The following is a 14,496-nucleotide window of genomic DNA, read 5'->3' on the forward strand; positions in this document are numbered from 1 at the left end:
GTGTCATCGGGGACTGATTGAGCCTCGTTCGGATCTTCGTGACTCACGCCCTGCCCCGCCGTTCTGTTGTCACCGATAACCACACTGTCATTACCATAACACGCGATTATGGAAAGTGCCTATCTGCGGCATGTCACGGAGCAGGGGGCGTGGCTCGAACACCTTCGTTGAGACTCATTGTTGGCGGAGTTGCATGCGAGAGGATGCAGGTCTAGGCTGTGACCTGTTACCGCGCCGACCGCAAGCGAGCCCATCATGACCGTTCAGATCAACATCACGCCCAATGGCCGCATGAGCCTGCCGGCTGACATCCGCAAACGCCTGGGCCTGAATGGCGGCGGTGCGATCTATCTTGATGAAACCGACGACGGTGTGGTGCTGCGCACTGCCGCCCAGGCCGTGGCCCGCGCACAAGCGCTGGCCAAACGCTACACCGGCGACAAGCCGGACAGCTCAGTTGAAGCCTTTCTCGCCAACCGCCGCGAGGATAGCGGCGAATGAGTGAAATCGTGCTCGATGCCTCTGCGCTGCTGGCCATGCTTAAAGGCGAGCGCGGCGCCGCCAAGGTTGCCAATGCCATCGCCGGCGCGCGGATCAGCGCGGTGAACTATGCCGAGGTCGTCAGCCATTTTGTGCACGCCGGCATGCCGGAACGCGAAGTGGACGCCATGCTCGATCCGCTGCCGATGACGGTCGTGCCGGTGGACAAGGCGCTGGCTCAGTTGGCCGGTCGTCTGCGGGCGGTGACCTCGGAGGTTGGCCTGTCGCTCGGCGATCGCTGCTGTCTCGCGCTTGCCCGCCGTGACGGTCTGCCCGCGTGGACCAGTGATCTCGCCTGGAAAGCCATCGCCGATGCTGCGCAGGTCAAGGTGGTCGCCATCCGCTGACTGCGAACGGCGCGTACGACGCCGGTTCGGAGCGCGTTAGCCGATCGGGATCGGCCTGCTTTGCTCGGCACACATGGCGTTGAACGCGGCCTTTTCCCCCTCGATATTGTCGCGGATCCACTCAGGGTGGGCTTGCACCCGCTCGCGAAGTTCGCGAGGCCAGCGGTCGCCGTCCCGCGCGAAATTGAACGCCAGATAAATCAAGCCGCCGCGCGACGCTCGGTCGAGAAGCCACTCCAAATTCTGATGCGTCCGCCCTCGAAGCACATGCCAACTCATCATATGGCTGACCTGCTCCGGCGCCAGAATCGTGACGACCGCGCTGAGCAGCCAAGCTCGCCACAAAGGAGAGCATTCCGAATAGACCAAAGGATCCCATTTCCACGGCGCCTGGTTGGGCGTGAACGGCAGCGTTCGGGATACGAACGCATTGATCATACTGCCGTAATTGCGGACCGGCGTCGTCAGCAGCCACACCAGGTCCGTGATAACCGCCAGCAACTGCCGAGGCCGCACCACCCCGACGCCAGGGAGCACGGCATAATGCCCCAGGATAGCCCGGCGCACTTCGCGCTCGAACGCGAACAGCGTGTTCAGCGCGAACTCGGACTGCGGTGTCACCTCGTTATAAGGTGGCCGCGGGGTGATCGACTGCTGCAGGCGCAGTGGGGCGCCGCAATCAGCACAGACAAATTCCAGCCGCGCGCCATATAAGAAACGGGGTGGCTTGCGAGGCTGACAGCGCTGGCAGGAATCGTGACGCCAGGTGTGATGGCGATGACAGAAGATCAGCGGAAACGCGGTTTCGCGGTCCAGGTAGGCCCCGCCCGTCGCGTGCGCCTCTGCAAGGCACATCGCACACCAGGCCAGATCGATATGGCTCAGGGCGCGTTTTTGATGTCCAGCTGTTTGCGGCAACCAGTCGCTCATCAGACCGGGCCAGACGTGCGCCAGATCCAGCGCTTGCAAGCGTGCCGGGGGCACACGGCAAGCGGCAGCGAGCTGCGCCGCCTCAACCGGGTCCAGCGCAATGTCGGGCCGTGCCAGGCGACCGGCGTGGGGTGCGAGCCATTGCCGCAGTTCCTCCCCATCAAGATCGTACAGGGCGGCTGTGCGACCGAGCCACGAGGAAATCAACTCGTCTTCATGGGGTCGGGGCGCGGCGGCAGTACCACCCTCGACATGCACGACCTTCAGACCGAGGCCGCATCGGCGCGAGCCTGCCCACGCCGCCGCGCCAGAGTCTTCATGCTGACCGACGGCAATATCAGATCGGCCGCGTCAAGGTCCCGGACGGTGATATGCTCGGCGCCCGTTTCGATCGCTCGCACCGCCAGCGTTTCGACCAAGCGGAATATCCGTCCGGTGTTACCATCACTGAGGTCCAGGATCGCCTGGCGGCATCGCTCATCTGTCAGCTCCGATGATGCGCGGAGCGGCAGGATGGCGCTCATCGTCATCAACAGGAGTTTGAGGGGCTCGTCATCCTGCCAGCGGGTTAGTTCGACGGCATCGAAGCGTTCGGCAAGGGCGGCGTCGGTCAGGAGCGCAGCTCTCGCCTCGTGGTTCCCCGTGCATACGATCGGTATCCGCAGATCATTCGCGAGATAACGCAGCGTGTTGAGGAAGATACGTTGTTGACGCGCGGTGCAGGCCAGCATGTGGTTGATCTCATCCAGGATCAGCATGCGCGCGCCGACTTGCGTCATGAGGCGGCGTGCGAGGTGCCGCGCGCGGCCGACTTCGGTTCGTCCTTCCGACCACGCGACCCGGCCCGAATATCCAGCCCCCAGCGCTTCGAGCAGTTCCCCGTAGAATTCGCCTTCGGTGGGCTGCGGTGGCAACTGGACCGTGACGACCGGAATGGAAGCGACGCCGGTGCTGTCATCGAAACCGCGCGGTTCTCCGCTCCAAACCGTTCGACAATGCGCGTCTTGCCCATGCCCGTCTGCCCGTAGACGAGCAGGCAGGGCATGCGGGTGCGCGTGGGATAGTCGAGCATGGTTTGCAGCGTTGTGCGCACCGTCTCCGCCTTGGGAAATCCTAGCCAGCGGTCCTGCCGGATCCAAGCGATGCGCTCGGTATCGGGCCGCAGCGCCCGCTCGCGATAGCCTTCGGCCAGATGGGTCAGATCGGTCATCGCTGTAAATCTTCAACGACGAATGGAAGCGTCGGTGGCGGCGCCGGCTTGGCATCTATAGAAGCGTGAACCGCTACAGGCGGACCGAGCCGCCGAGCCTGTACTTCACGAGCTCGGCGCGCGTCGGCCAGCGCATTGCGGGTCCGTTGCAGCGTCAGCCGTGCGGCCTTGGTCTTGTGTGCCGCCTCGGTGACAATCATGCGCTGGGTCTCTACTGCCTCGAAGATCAAGGCCTCGTTCCTGGCATTGCATCCTTTCTCGCGAAGCGCCCGCACGGCCATTTTCTGTTCCCAGCGGGTGATCGCCGGACGCCGGATGTCGCGATACGGAACTTCGAGGTGCTCGCCGTCCGGCAGTTCTAGCCATACCCGCGACAGGTCGCGCGGGTCCCAGCGCACTGGCATGCGCTGCCCGCGCCGAGTGTACCAGCAGGTCAGGGCATCGTCCCAGTAGTGCGTATTGAACAACTCGATGCCGTTCGGCGTCACGGCGCGCAGCGCGCACGGCAGGAAGTCGAAGAGGAAACGCGCCGGATCGAGCGGAAGGCGCATCAGTTCTGGTCGCCGATCCAGGCCCTCCTCCCAGGCCAGCGCTGGCGGGATGCCGATGCCGCGGTGCGTTTCGGCATGATAGGGACCGATGACCTGCGCCGCGAGCCAGGCTTCCAGTTCGCCTAACGTCAAGCACGCGCGCCCTTCCGCATCGTAGTCGCCGCGCTCGGCCACATTCGAAAAAGTCGTGCCCGGAAGAAGGTGAACAGCGCCCATCATCGTCCCGATTAGCCGCTCGATGTGCCCGCCGAAGTGCGGGCGTTTGACCGGCCGATACTCCAGATCGATCGAATAGGTTCGGCAGCCGCGTTTCAGGGCATCGCAGTGATGCTCCCGGGCATTGTCAAGATGGAGGCGATCCATCAATCCATGATTGGGCCAAGGCGCCGTCATCCCGCGCTCTGCGAGCCAGTCCTCCTTGGGCAGCACCGCGTGGCGCATGCACATGGCTACCGCCACCGCCGAAGGCGCCAGAAGGTCGAGGTGAAAGCCCGGAACGCTCCGACTGGCGACATCGATCATCAGTGTCACCCACGGTCGCCCGATCGGTTGTCGGTAGAGATCATCGACCACGATGATGTCGACGAGTGTGTGATCGGATTGGACGAGGTCAAGAGCATAGCCGGCTTCCAACGCCCCGCGCGCCGGCTCCCATCTGTCGTTCGCTGCCTTGCGCCCTTCCCGCGCTCGCATCGTCGAAACAGGCGGTAGCGCCTCAATTCGTGCGGTGATCGCCTTGGTGCTTGGGGTTGGCAAACTCGCCTTGCGGCACTCGTGGCGCAGCCAGCGCCGGAGCGCCTGGACACTCGGCTTTTCGCGGGTGAGATAGACCTCGTCGATGCCTCGCGTGATAAGCTGTTCGGCCTGTGGGGACAGGCGACGGTCTCCTTTCTCCCTGCCCCGCTTGCCCGGCAGCAAAGAGGCCGCACAAGGGGCTTCCCGGTATCGCTTTACCAGTTCGAGGAACCGGGACCGCGCCACACCAAGCTCCATCATGGCCAGGGCGGCCACCGCGGAGGGAATGCGCCCGCAGCCGGCCAGCGGGCGGATGACCTTTTCGCGGCGCTGGGCCTCCGCCCAATCCGCATCGGATGCCGTCAGTGTCTGAGCAACCATAGCCGGGCAACCCTGCTGGAAGTTACAGTGCGATTGTCCGCCTTTTGAGGAAAAGAGTCGAATCCTTCGTGCAGCACGACACCCGAGGGCTTTCTCGGCAAGTTCAACTACGACCACGAAAGCCGGCTCATCTATCCGACTTTTAAGGAACTCATCCGGCATTTAGACCGGCGGAAATCTGCGGTTCCGTCGTCCGGTCATTTAGGAAAACCGACACGGGGGTTTTCCGGGTGAAAGCACGAAGACGATCGGGGAGGTGAGGCGATGGCAGACAGGATCGACGACCGGGCAGGGCGGCCGGCAATGTCCGGCCTGGGGAACGCGCTCGTCGTGCCTGGGGACCGGACGCCCGGTTCCGTCACGCCGCTGGCCGCTGAGGTCGAGGCCGCCCGCAGCTATCGCCTGCGCGCGCGCAGCGCCAATACGCTCCGCGCCTATGCCAGCGACTGGCGCCAGTTCGAGGATTGGTGCTGGGGCAGGGGGCTCGAGCCGCTCCCCGCCGCGCCCGAGGTCGTCGCCACCTATCTGGCGTCGCTCGCCCTCGCCGGCCGCGCCGACAGCACCGTCACCCGCCATCTCGCGGCGATCACCTGGCGACACCGCCACGACGGTGTCCCGCCTCCGTCCGCGCGCGACACCCACCAGCTGATCGCCGACACCCTTTCCGGCATCCGCCGCGAACAGCGGGCGCGGCCGACCCGGAAGAAGGCGGCGATCGGTGCGAAGGATCTCGCCGGGATGATCGCCCGGGCGGACGGTCTCACCACCCGCGACGTGCGCGACCGCGCGATCCTCGCGCTGGGCCTCGCCGCGGCGCTGCGCCGCTCCGAGCTGGTCGCGCTGCAACTGGCCGACGTCCAGCTGGTCGAACAGGGCCTGACTGTCCGCGTGGGTTATTCCAAGACCGACCCGGAAGGCGAGGGGGCCACCATCGCGGTGCCGGCGGGCAGGGTGCTGCGGCCCGTCGCCCACCTCAATGCCTGGCTGGCGGTGCGCGGCGGCGCGCCCGGACCGCTGTTCACCCGGATCGGGACCAAAGGCGAGTTCACCCTCGAGGCGATGTCCGACCGCTCGGTGGCGCGTCTGGTCAAGCGCTATGCCTCGCTCCAGGGGCTCGATCCCGAGACCATCGCCGGCCACTCGCTGCGTGCCGGCTTTCTCACCGAAGCGGCGCGCACGCGCGCCTCGCTCGCCAAGATGCAGGAGGTCTCGCGGCACAAGTCGCTCAAGGTGCTGCTCGGCTACGTCCGCTCGGCCGAGCGCTTCGATGATCACGCCGGGGCGGGATTTTTATAGAAGGGCAGGTGTTCTGGGCGAGCTTGGGGATGGGTGCCGTGATAGCCTGTAGGCGCCGACTTTCGCTAAATTGGCGCTGGTTGCAGCCATCGGTTTCAAGCGGTGTCCAGCCCATCTATCACTTGCAGATCCCGACTGGAACGAAGCCGGTTTGCGAATGCCGAAGTAATCAAAATTGGGTCTCCAGCGTGCAATGCTCAGCTGCGGACCCTCCAGTTATTGGGGGATAACCGTACGCATGGGGCGGTTCGTCGCCCGGGTAACCCCAAATTTACTTTATCCGCGCGTGGTATCTGTTCATTTGTCACCGTTGGAACAAGGTATGATACAACGACTGATCCGCCGCCTGCGCGCCGCGTTCAGCACCCCGTGGTTCCGCAATGCTCGCGAACCGGAATGTACCTATCGGCGTCGATGCCCAGCCTGCCGGCGAGAGCATTCGTCCAGGCAGGCAACATGAACCCGGGAGCGCGGCTTACCGCAGCCGAGATGCGAGGCGCTGCGCGTCACCCAGTCGACTTCACGGCTGTTGGCGAGAACCGGCAGCTGGGCGAACTGGAGTTGCATCTGGCCAACATCGCGCCGCAGGGCTACATGGTCCGTGGTAAGCCGAAGCTTGAACGCGGCGAGCGGGTCGCTCTTCGCATCCCCGTGATTGGTATGATCGAAGGCCATCTCGTATGGTCACACGACGATCGTGCCGGGTTCCAGTTCGAACGCATCATCCGTGCGGATGACTTCGCGCAGCTTGTCGCGCAGCTACAACCTAACCCGCGATTGCGGGGAAACCGGCGGTAATGGAAACTGCGCTCGCGCGTCAATTGTCCGCATCGCCAATGCGACTGGAATGCCAGTTCCGTCGAGGCCGGCAGACCGTTGCCCCCCGCTGACAGCCTCGCACGGTCAGCCGTCACGCCACCAGTCTCGTCCGGTATTCGGCGACGACCGACCGCCATGATCCCGTCTGCCAGACATAAGCTACCACACCGAGTCGCTCGGCAGGCGGTGCCTGCTGCAGCGATGGGTGAGAGGACCCAGCGATCTGTAGGAAATGGTTTCCCGATGGCCGGAAACCCCACCACGGCTGCCGGGAGTGGGCCCGCCGCTTGGCTTCGCCGGGCTCGGCGTTGTCATAGAACTGCGCGGCCAGATAACCAACGCGATGGGACACAGCGTTGGCTGCCGACGACGAACCGGGCCGTTTGGACGTCCGCACACAAGTGCGCGCATCAGGCTTGGTCATTGAAAGATAGAGTGATACTTTTGATTGATGACCGGATCGATCATCGAGCGAGCGGCACGAGCCCTCGCGCAGTCAGCGAGCGGGCATGATGACTGGGATTCCCTGGACCCCCAGCATCAGGAAGCGATCGTGCGTGATGTGCGCGCGGTATTCCATGCCATCCGCGAACCCACCGACGCAATGGCACTCGCGGGCGGCGAGGTCATCCGCAACGTCGCCCCTGCCGAAACCGCGGTGGGCCATCAGGGCGACGCCGCGAGCACCTGGCGCTTCATGGTCGCAGCCGCGATGGACGAGCGATGAGGCCGTCCCCGATCCGAAATTGAAGTGGGCGCCTGACCGTACCGACCGCACAACCGGCGGGAGGTACGCCCGTCGTTGCCTGCTGGGAGGAACAGATGTGAAAGCAATCCACGACAGCATCGAGGGCCCCTTTGCGATCGAGGAGGATATCGCGCTTTATGGTACGATCACTGGCGCTGCGACCTTGCGCAGCGGTTTTCGGCTCATCCTTCACGGAACGATCGCCGGCAGCCTGACGGTGGAACGAGGATCCCGGGCGATCATCCATGGTACCGTCGCTGGACGCATCTTCAATGATGGAGGCCGCGTGGATCTTTTCGGCATGGCGGATGCCGTCGCCAATAGCTCGCTGGATGCGGTTACGGTCATCGATCCAGGTGCCCATGTCAGGGGCCGGGGATAAAGGACGATCGGCAATCTCGCGTCGTTCGCAGAACATTTCACCCCATAGGAAGCACCGCGGGTCCATTGGGTGGTTGGATTCCGGGTCACCAGTACCGAAGGCCATGTCTCGCTTCGATGGAGATGGAAATGAAGCTGAACAAGACAATCGCGCCTGCAGTTTTCCTGGCCGCGCTCGGTCTGATCGGGGGCAATGCCAATGCCATGATCCCGGACGCGGGCAGTCCTGCGGCACCTGCGCCCCCGCTCTCACAGCAAGCGCCGTCGACACCGCCCGCTACCGCGCCGACCGCGACGTCGTTTAGCGACCAGGAACTCGAGCAGTACGTCCGAGCCGCCCTGGCGGTGCAGCGCGTCCAGCAGGATCAAACCACCCCCGACGCCGACAAGCAGACGAAGATGGCGCAGGCGGTACAGCAGGAGGGGCTTTCTCCCGAAAGGTTCAACGAGGTCGCTTCGGCAGTGCAGGCGGATCCGGCGCTGCAACAGCGCATCCAAGTGGTGGCAGCGAAGCTCCAGGGGTCCGGTGCGCCGTGAACACACAGTTCGTCAAACCGGAATGATGATTTGCCTGCTGCTGCCGGCGGCAGGCAATTTCGTTGCCCCTTTCAGTGCGAAGACAGTTCTTCAGCACCGGGCGAGAGATCTCCTACGATACCGGCCAGCAACCCGGGATCAGACCCTCCGCAGGCGAGGTGCATAGATGCCCAGCGTCTTCGCGATCTCCTCGGCCGTCGTGACGCCTTCACGTTGGAGCAGGGGCGACAGAACTGCCAACGCTCCCCCCATAGCCCGCACAATCGTGGCATCCGCAGGCAACCGCTCCAGAACATCTCATGCAGATCGAGCCCGTCCGAAGCCAGAAAACACCGGCTGCAGGCTTTCGCTATTGCTTCGCGCAGGGGCTTTTGCACGACCTCTGTCCCATCAGCGCCCAACCATTTTCGCACTTGCAGCATGACGTATAGGTCAGCATAGTGACACTGCCTTTCGGCATCCTCTCCCAAACTTCCACAGGGCTGATCTCCGGATCAGCCCTTTCTTTCGGGAAGATTTTGCCGGGGATGTCGGGTCAGTATCTGCCAGGGTTTAGCGGATCGTCTGCGATGGCTTTGATCTGCCGGTCCGTTATGCAGGATGCGGGTTCTCTAACGGGGTGACGTAGAGGGGCGATCGCTGGGCGGCGCGTCTGGTGAAGCGCTATGCCGTGCTGCAGGGGCTGGCTCTCGAGACCAGTGACGGGCTTTACTCTTGTGACACTAGTCCTTCAAAGTGCTGCTTGCCGAGTGTTTTGATGATCATACGGGGGCGGGGTTTTTGTGACGGGCAGGAGGGGGCGATGACCCAGAAGTGCGTTGGCGAGTGGATCCTTGATCCGGAGGCCGGGAGAGCAACTGCGGGCGACCTTGTGGTCATGATCGTGCCCCATGATGACGCCACGTTCTCGCTGCGCTATTCGGGTAACATCGGACTGGAGGAGCATATCCTCTTCGCGCGCGAGGTCATGCAGACCTTTGCAAAAGCGTTTCTGTGCACCTTACTACCGCTTGCCACCCCTTCGTAAGCTCGGGATAAGGTTGCATGATCCCTGAGCTTTCCGACGACATCCTGTATTTTGCCATCCAGTCCGACCGTATGGTCGAGGCAGGAAAGCGCTATTTCCAGCAAGGGCGCGTGTCGGATCTGCGGATCGATCAGCAGTTTGATACGGTCTCGGCGCTGGTACGCGGCAGCGGCAAGAATCACTACGTCACCTCGATCATCTTTGACGAGGATGAGGAATTCGGGGGGCTTCCAGCCAGCGAATGCACATGCCCGGTGGGGATGGGATGCAAGCATGTTGCCGCAGTGCTTTTCGCGCTGCAAGCGTCGGGAGTTACCGGACAACAGGAGCGAGACAAGCCCCGCTTGCGCATTCAGGCTCAGAGCGGGAGCGTGCCCACCGTTGCCGGCCCGCTGGCCGAGTGGCTCGAGGCGGTCGTTGTCGACGATCTCGCCATGCGCGCCAAGTATGAAGAGCTGTGCTTCAGTCTCGAACCAGTCCGCACCTTCAAGCAGGGCAAGCGCCCGGGCAAGGGGATGCCCGCGCCGGTACTCCCTGAGCGGTATTCCCTTCAGGTGCGCGCCTGGAGGCGGTGGCCCCACGAAATTACCTGGCGCCCTGCTCATCCGTGGGAGGTGCAACACGGACGGGGCAGCCTCAGGCCCGAGGCCGGGCGGCTGCTGTCGCGCATGACTCATGCCGCCGGCGCGACTTCACGGCGAACCGCAGTCCCACTGGTCGAAACGGTTGGAGTTGGCTGTGGGAAGCCAGCGTCGAAGGGTTGCTGCGCTGGAAAGCACCCGATGGTCCTGCGGCTACTGTCAGGCGCGAGCACTTCGTATGCAAGCTGCGGTGGGAAACTCTGTCCGATGCCCGGCAGATCGTAGGCCTCGACATGAATGGCCACGAGCCCGCCGAGCACATGATCTTCGTCGGCGATCCACCGATCCATTTCGATGTGGGAACACGCGAATTTAGGCTCATCGATGCCGGAGAGCCGTTGCTGGCCGGGCGTCTGCTGGCCATGCCGCCGATCGCCTCTCACGAGATCCCGGCGCTGGCAGTCCGTTGGAAGGCGATCGCCCATGACATGCTGCCGGCCCCCGAACTGGCATCCTCGTCATCGCTGACGGGTATTGCTCCGCAGCCAGTGCTGCGCTGCCTGGTCGATAAGGTCGGGCGTCCGTATTACGACCGGGGCTGGCGAGGGCGCTCGGCGTCGCAGGGGCTCGAAGTCGCCCGGCTCGAGTTCGACTATGGCGGGCACCGGGTTGGTCCGCTCCATACCGCAACCGAAGTGATTGCAAGCGGCAGCGAAGGCGTCATTCGCATCGCGCGCGATATCGAAGCCGAGCAGGCCGCGGTTGACCGTCTGGCGCGGACGTCACTGGTGCCTCTTGCCTTGTCCGGGCGTTATGAAACCAAGCCCTTGCAAGGCTGGGATCATGCTTTTGTCGATGAGGACCACGAGCATGACCAGCGATTCTGTGAGTTTCTCGTCAATGATGCCCAGGCTTTGCGCGATGAGGGCTGGCTGATCGAGTTCGCGCCGAAGTGGCCACACGTCCTCCTCCAGCCTGAAGATGGCGGCTTGCAGGCGCCGGGTATCGAGGTTTCGCAAGCTCCATCGTCGGGGGCGAACGGGAAAGCAATCGACTGGTTCGACGTAGAGCTTGCCGCGCGCGTCGAAGGCGATCAACGCATCGATGTGCTGCCGGCGCTGCGCCGCCTGCTGGCAAGCGGCGTCGATCAAATCCTCGAGCGAGACGACGAATACCGCATCCCTTTGCCGCTTGGCGGCGGCAGGTTCACAGCGCTTCGTCTCGGCTCTGTGCGCCCCCTCATAGAGACGATCGTACGCATGGCGCTGGTCGATCGCAGCGCGGCGACCCTGAAGCTGAGCAAGTTCGATCTTGGAGCCGTTCATGATCTGGCCAACGCGGGATTGCCATGGGCATCGAAAGATCGCCTGCGCGCCCTGGCGGCCCGGCTGAATTCGCCTGGGGACGAAACCTTTGTGGCGCCGGCAGGTCTCGATGCCCAGCTGCGTGCCTACCAGGCCACCGGCTGTGGATGGCTTGCAGCGTTGCGCGAAGCGGGCATGGGGGGCATCCTCGCCGACGACATGGGTCTGGGCAAGACGCTCCAGGCGATTACGCATATTCTGGCCATTCGCGGCAGCACCTCTACGCCTCGCCCTGTGCTGATTGTGGCGCCTACATCGGTGTTACCGAACTGGCAGGCCGAGATCGCCCGCTTCGCGCCCGGTTTGGCTTGCCTTCTGTGGCATGGTGCCGACCGACGCCACGCTCACGGCGATGACTTTACAGGCGCCGATATCGTGCTCACCAGCTATACGCTGCTGGCCCGCGACAGCGGGCTGTTTGCCTCGCGCGATTTTACGCTGGTCATCCTGGATGAAGCGCATGGGCTCAAGAATCCCAAGACTGCAGGGTTCAAGGCAGCGGCGGTGCTGAAGGCCGACCAGGTCGTCGCGCTGACCGGCACGCCGGTCGAGAACCGCCTCACTGACTTGTGGTCGCTGGCGAGCCTCACCAATCCGGGCCTGCTCGGCACTTACGAAGGTTTTCGAACGAGCTACCGCACGCCGATCGAAAAGCACGGCGATCCGACTGCACGCACGGCGCTGGCGCGCCGGATCAGGCCATTCATGCTGCGCCGGACCAAGGATGCCGTCGCCGCCGATCTTCCCCCCAAGACCATCATCCCCGAGCGCATCGATCTGGCGCCCCCGCAACTGAGGCTCTACGAAAGCCAGCGTCTACTGATGCACAAGCGGGTGCGCGACGAGATCGACCGGGTCGGGCTGATGCGCTCGCAGATCATCGTGCTGGATGCGATGCTCAAGCTGCGCCAGATCTGCTGCGATCCCGTGCTGCTGCCGAATGATCTTGGCGCCGAGGTCGCATCCGCCAAGCGCGAAAGGCTGAGGGAGATGGTCCCCGAACTGATTGCGGAAAGCCGCCGGATCATCATCTTCAGCCAGTTCACCACCATGCTAGATCTCATAGCCGGCGATCTCGAGCGTATCGGCATCCCGTTCGAGCAACTGCGCGGCGCGACCCGGGACCGGGGCCGGCCGGTTCGGCGCTTTCAGGAAGGCGGTGTGCCGATTATCCTCGTCAGTCTCAAGGCGGGGGGTGCCGGGGTGAACCTCACCGCGGCCGACACCGTCATCCTTTATGACCCTTGGTGGAATCCGGCCGTCGAGGCGCAGGCGATCGATCGGGCTCATCGGATCGGCCAGTCGAAGCCGGTATTCGTTCACCGTCTGATCGCCACGGGCACGATCGAGGAGAAAATCCTTGCGCTTCAGGAGAGGAAGCGGGGACTTGCCGATATGCTGTGGGATGAGGAGGCCAAGGCTGGCTCAACGAGTCTTACAGATGCCGACATCGATTTCCTCCTCGGGTAGGTGTAGGCACTTGCAATACGGAGCGGGTGGTGAAGGATAACCCGATCAATGCCGACGGTGCCGTTGCGGGTGACATCGACGGTGACCATGGCGAAATCGGTGGTTCGCCTTGCGGGCAGCGCCTTGAGTACCCTGCGTTCTGCATCGACGCGCGCGGCATGCCGTCGGTTCTGCCTGGCGACCTGGGCGTCAACGAACTCGCGCCAGGCCTCGATGCTGACGAAATCGCGGCTGCCCCGCCGGCGCAGGGCCTGATCGAGGCGCCGCTTGAGGTGACCGTGCGGACCTTCGATCGATCCGTTCTCGTGCGCCTCGCCGCGGTTGTTGCGGGTGGCAAGCATGCCGTAATGACGGCACAGTTCGTCGTAGCTTCGCGTGAAATCCCGCTGCGCATCGGCGTCGAGGTTTTTGTAGGCGGCTGACAGGGAATCGCTGCGGTGTTCGGCCGGCGCACCGCCCAGCTTCCACAACGCATCCTGCAGGTGCTCCGAAAGGGCGGCAAAGCTCTCCCCGCCCAGCACGACAGCCGCATGCTCCCAGCCACTCGCCGCCAGGCGGAAGTGGTAGAGGCGATAGGCCAGGGTCTCGCCGGCAACCGTGACCTTGAGACTATCGCATACCGTGAAATCCGACAGGCCCTGCCGACCGGGCTCATGATGCTGCGGGAAGAAGATCTCCTTCTCACCGCCGTGCAGTGCCCGCCAGCGGGCGATCCGGCGTTCCAGTGTTCGTCGTATCGCATCGGGAACAGCATCCTCGCCGAACTCGTCCTGGAGCGTCTCGAAGACCGTGACGGCAATGATACCGTCGATCTGGAGCAACTCCTCGACACGTGGCCAGAATGGCTCGAGCGGATCGGCGCGGGTGCGCCAGTGGCGCTCCTTCTTCTTCTGGGACGGAAGCTGCGGATCGTTCTCGATCCGGCGTGCACTGCGCTCGCTGATACCGGCCTTGGCAGCCGCGACGGCCTGGGTGTGTTGGCGACGATGGGTCATGAAGAGAAATACCTGCTGATCGGAAATGTGGTGGCCCGGCATCGCAAACCCATCGTTCCTTGTTCGATGAGTGTTCCGATACCACCGCCCGCCGCAGCCCCGACCAACCCCCGAAAGAAGGGGAAAGAAGATCGCCATCGGTTGTCTGGTCCGCTCTCCGGTCGGGGCTCCGCCCCGCCCTACGATCAGCCCAGACAACGATCCTACCGGCCATCATAGTTGCCGCTCAACCGGCCATCGTAGTTGTCGCCGCGCACCCAGATCGTCCTTTCGTGCGCCGGGCACATCAAGCAGGGGTAACAGTGTCTCGTCGATACGCTCAACCAGGCGAGTTACATCGCCAAATGCGGCGGACTGCTCGAACATGAACTGGGCGCGATGGCGAAGCCAGAGCCCGAAGGGGGACGCGCCAAGCCGGGGCAGCTTCTCGCCGCGGGTGCTTTGAAGTAGCGAGAAAAGCGTGTTCTGGCTCCACTCCATCAGACGGCTCTGTTGCAAACTCTGACACGGTTTCCAAGATTGGGCTCATGTACTGTCAAGGTCAGTTGCGATGAACGATTTCAAAGGACGGCATTTTACCGGCG

General features: G+C 63.6%; 14 protein-coding genes and 2 pseudogenes. 10 read left to right on the forward strand and 6 right to left on the reverse strand.

The window, feature by feature from the left end; all coding sequences use genetic code 11:
* Positions 1-255: 255 nt before the first annotated feature.
* Both ADT71_RS01700 and ADT71_RS01705 read left to right on the forward strand, forming a co-directional pair.
* On the forward strand, positions 256-501 hold the full coding sequence (locus ADT71_RS01700) for an AbrB/MazE/SpoVT family DNA-binding domain-containing protein (RefSeq protein WP_054434525.1): 246 nt from the start codon (positions 256-258) through the stop codon (positions 499-501).
* On the forward strand, positions 498-887 hold the full coding sequence (locus ADT71_RS01705; RefSeq protein ID WP_054434527.1) for a type II toxin-antitoxin system VapC family toxin: 390 nt from the start codon (positions 498-500) through the stop codon (positions 885-887). Before ADT71_RS01700 ends, ADT71_RS01705 begins: the two co-directional genes overlap by 4 nt.
* A gap of 36 nt (positions 888-923) precedes the next feature.
* On the opposite strand, the gene ADT71_RS01710 is transcribed toward ADT71_RS01705, so the two are convergent.
* From ADT71_RS01710 to ADT71_RS01720, 4 genes and pseudogenes are all read right to left on the reverse strand, one after another.
* Positions 924-2,075: a TniQ family protein gene (locus ADT71_RS01710; RefSeq protein WP_197282880.1), complete on the reverse strand. Its 1,152-nt coding sequence runs from the start codon at positions 2,073-2,075 to the stop codon at positions 924-926.
* A gap of 5 nt (positions 2,076-2,080) precedes the next feature.
* The gene (locus ADT71_RS01715; protein ID WP_255351597.1) at positions 2,081-2,731 is read right to left on the reverse strand and encodes a TniB family NTP-binding protein; all 651 of its coding nucleotides are present in this window, start codon (positions 2,729-2,731) and stop codon (positions 2,081-2,083) included.
* Positions 2,732-2,838: 107 nt separating this feature from the next.
* A pseudogene (locus tag ADT71_RS34820) lies at positions 2,839-3,027 on the reverse strand (TniB family NTP-binding protein); the annotation flags it as partial.
* The gene (locus tag ADT71_RS01720; RefSeq protein ID WP_197282881.1) at positions 3,024-4,811 is read right to left on the reverse strand and encodes a Mu transposase C-terminal domain-containing protein; all 1,788 of its coding nucleotides are present in this window, start codon (positions 4,809-4,811) and stop codon (positions 3,024-3,026) included. The pseudogene ADT71_RS34820 and the gene ADT71_RS01720, both read right to left, overlap by 4 nt.
* 147 nt (positions 4,812-4,958) lie before the next feature.
* Between ADT71_RS01720 and ADT71_RS01725 the strand changes: the two genes are divergently transcribed.
* From ADT71_RS01725 to ADT71_RS01760, 8 genes are all read left to right on the forward strand, one after another.
* Complete coding sequence (locus ADT71_RS01725; RefSeq protein ID WP_054434534.1) at positions 4,959-5,990, forward strand: tyrosine-type recombinase/integrase; 1,032 nt, start codon at positions 4,959-4,961, stop codon at positions 5,988-5,990.
* Positions 5,991-6,446: 456 nt separating this feature from the next.
* Entirely contained in the window at positions 6,447-6,788 is a 342-nt protein-coding gene (locus ADT71_RS01730; protein ID WP_054434557.1) for a pilus assembly protein PilZ, read from the forward strand.
* A 472-nt stretch (positions 6,789-7,260) separates the two neighbouring features.
* On the forward strand, positions 7,261-7,536 hold the full coding sequence (locus ADT71_RS01735; protein WP_054434536.1) for a hypothetical protein: 276 nt from the start codon (positions 7,261-7,263) through the stop codon (positions 7,534-7,536).
* 97 nt (positions 7,537-7,633) lie between these two features.
* Positions 7,634-7,939 (forward strand): hypothetical protein, encoded by a 306-nt coding sequence (locus ADT71_RS01740; protein WP_054434538.1) that lies wholly within the window; start codon positions 7,634-7,636, stop codon positions 7,937-7,939.
* 128 nt (positions 7,940-8,067) lie between these two features.
* On the forward strand, positions 8,068-8,475 hold the full coding sequence (locus tag ADT71_RS01745; protein ID WP_165913381.1) for a DUF4168 domain-containing protein: 408 nt from the start codon (positions 8,068-8,070) through the stop codon (positions 8,473-8,475).
* An 802-nt stretch (positions 8,476-9,277) separates the two neighbouring features.
* Positions 9,278-9,502: a hypothetical protein gene (locus ADT71_RS31000; protein ID WP_132470392.1), complete on the forward strand. Its 225-nt coding sequence runs from the start codon at positions 9,278-9,280 to the stop codon at positions 9,500-9,502.
* A 17-nt stretch (positions 9,503-9,519) separates the two neighbouring features.
* Positions 9,520-10,368, forward strand: a complete 849-nt coding sequence (locus ADT71_RS01755; RefSeq protein WP_054434545.1) for an SWIM zinc finger domain-containing protein — start codon at positions 9,520-9,522, stop codon at positions 10,366-10,368.
* Positions 10,369-10,376: 8 nt separating this feature from the next.
* Entirely contained in the window at positions 10,377-12,917 is a 2,541-nt protein-coding gene (locus ADT71_RS01760; protein WP_054434548.1) for a DEAD/DEAH box helicase, read from the forward strand.
* Between the two features lie 14 nt (positions 12,918-12,931).
* On the opposite strand, the pseudogene istA reads toward ADT71_RS01760, so the two are convergent.
* Together istA and ADT71_RS01775 are read right to left on the reverse strand one after the other, a co-directional pair.
* Positions 12,932-13,912, reverse strand: a pseudogene (gene istA / locus ADT71_RS29940) (IS21 family transposase); the annotation flags it as partial.
* 213 nt (positions 13,913-14,125) lie between these two features.
* The gene (locus ADT71_RS01775) at positions 14,126-14,410 is read right to left on the reverse strand and encodes a hypothetical protein (protein ID WP_347812959.1); all 285 of its coding nucleotides are present in this window, start codon (positions 14,408-14,410) and stop codon (positions 14,126-14,128) included.
* Positions 14,411-14,496 lie beyond the last annotated feature (86 nt).

Source organism: Novosphingobium sp. ST904 (assembly GCF_001298105.1).
GTDB lineage: Bacteria > Pseudomonadota > Alphaproteobacteria > Sphingomonadales > Sphingomonadaceae > Novosphingobium.

Coding starts and splice junctions, on each gene's coding strand:
- ADT71_RS01700 (WP_054434525.1), top strand. CDS start 256: ATGACCGTTCAGATCAACATCACGCCCAATGGCCGCATGAGCCTGCCG.
- ADT71_RS01705 (WP_054434527.1), top strand. CDS start 498: ATGAGTGAAATCGTGCTCGATGCCTCTGCGCTGCTGGCCATGCTTAAA.
- ADT71_RS01725 (WP_054434534.1), top strand. CDS start 4,959: ATGGCAGACAGGATCGACGACCGGGCAGGGCGGCCGGCAATGTCCGGC.
- ADT71_RS01730 (WP_054434557.1), top strand. CDS start 6,447: ATGAACCCGGGAGCGCGGCTTACCGCAGCCGAGATGCGAGGCGCTGCG.
- ADT71_RS01735 (WP_054434536.1), top strand. CDS start 7,261: ATGACCGGATCGATCATCGAGCGAGCGGCACGAGCCCTCGCGCAGTCA.
- ADT71_RS01745 (WP_165913381.1), top strand. CDS start 8,068: ATGAAGCTGAACAAGACAATCGCGCCTGCAGTTTTCCTGGCCGCGCTC.
- ADT71_RS31000 (WP_132470392.1), top strand. CDS start 9,278: ATGACCCAGAAGTGCGTTGGCGAGTGGATCCTTGATCCGGAGGCCGGG.
- ADT71_RS01755 (WP_054434545.1), top strand. CDS start 9,520: ATGATCCCTGAGCTTTCCGACGACATCCTGTATTTTGCCATCCAGTCC.
- ADT71_RS01760 (WP_054434548.1), top strand. CDS start 10,377: ATGAATGGCCACGAGCCCGCCGAGCACATGATCTTCGTCGGCGATCCA.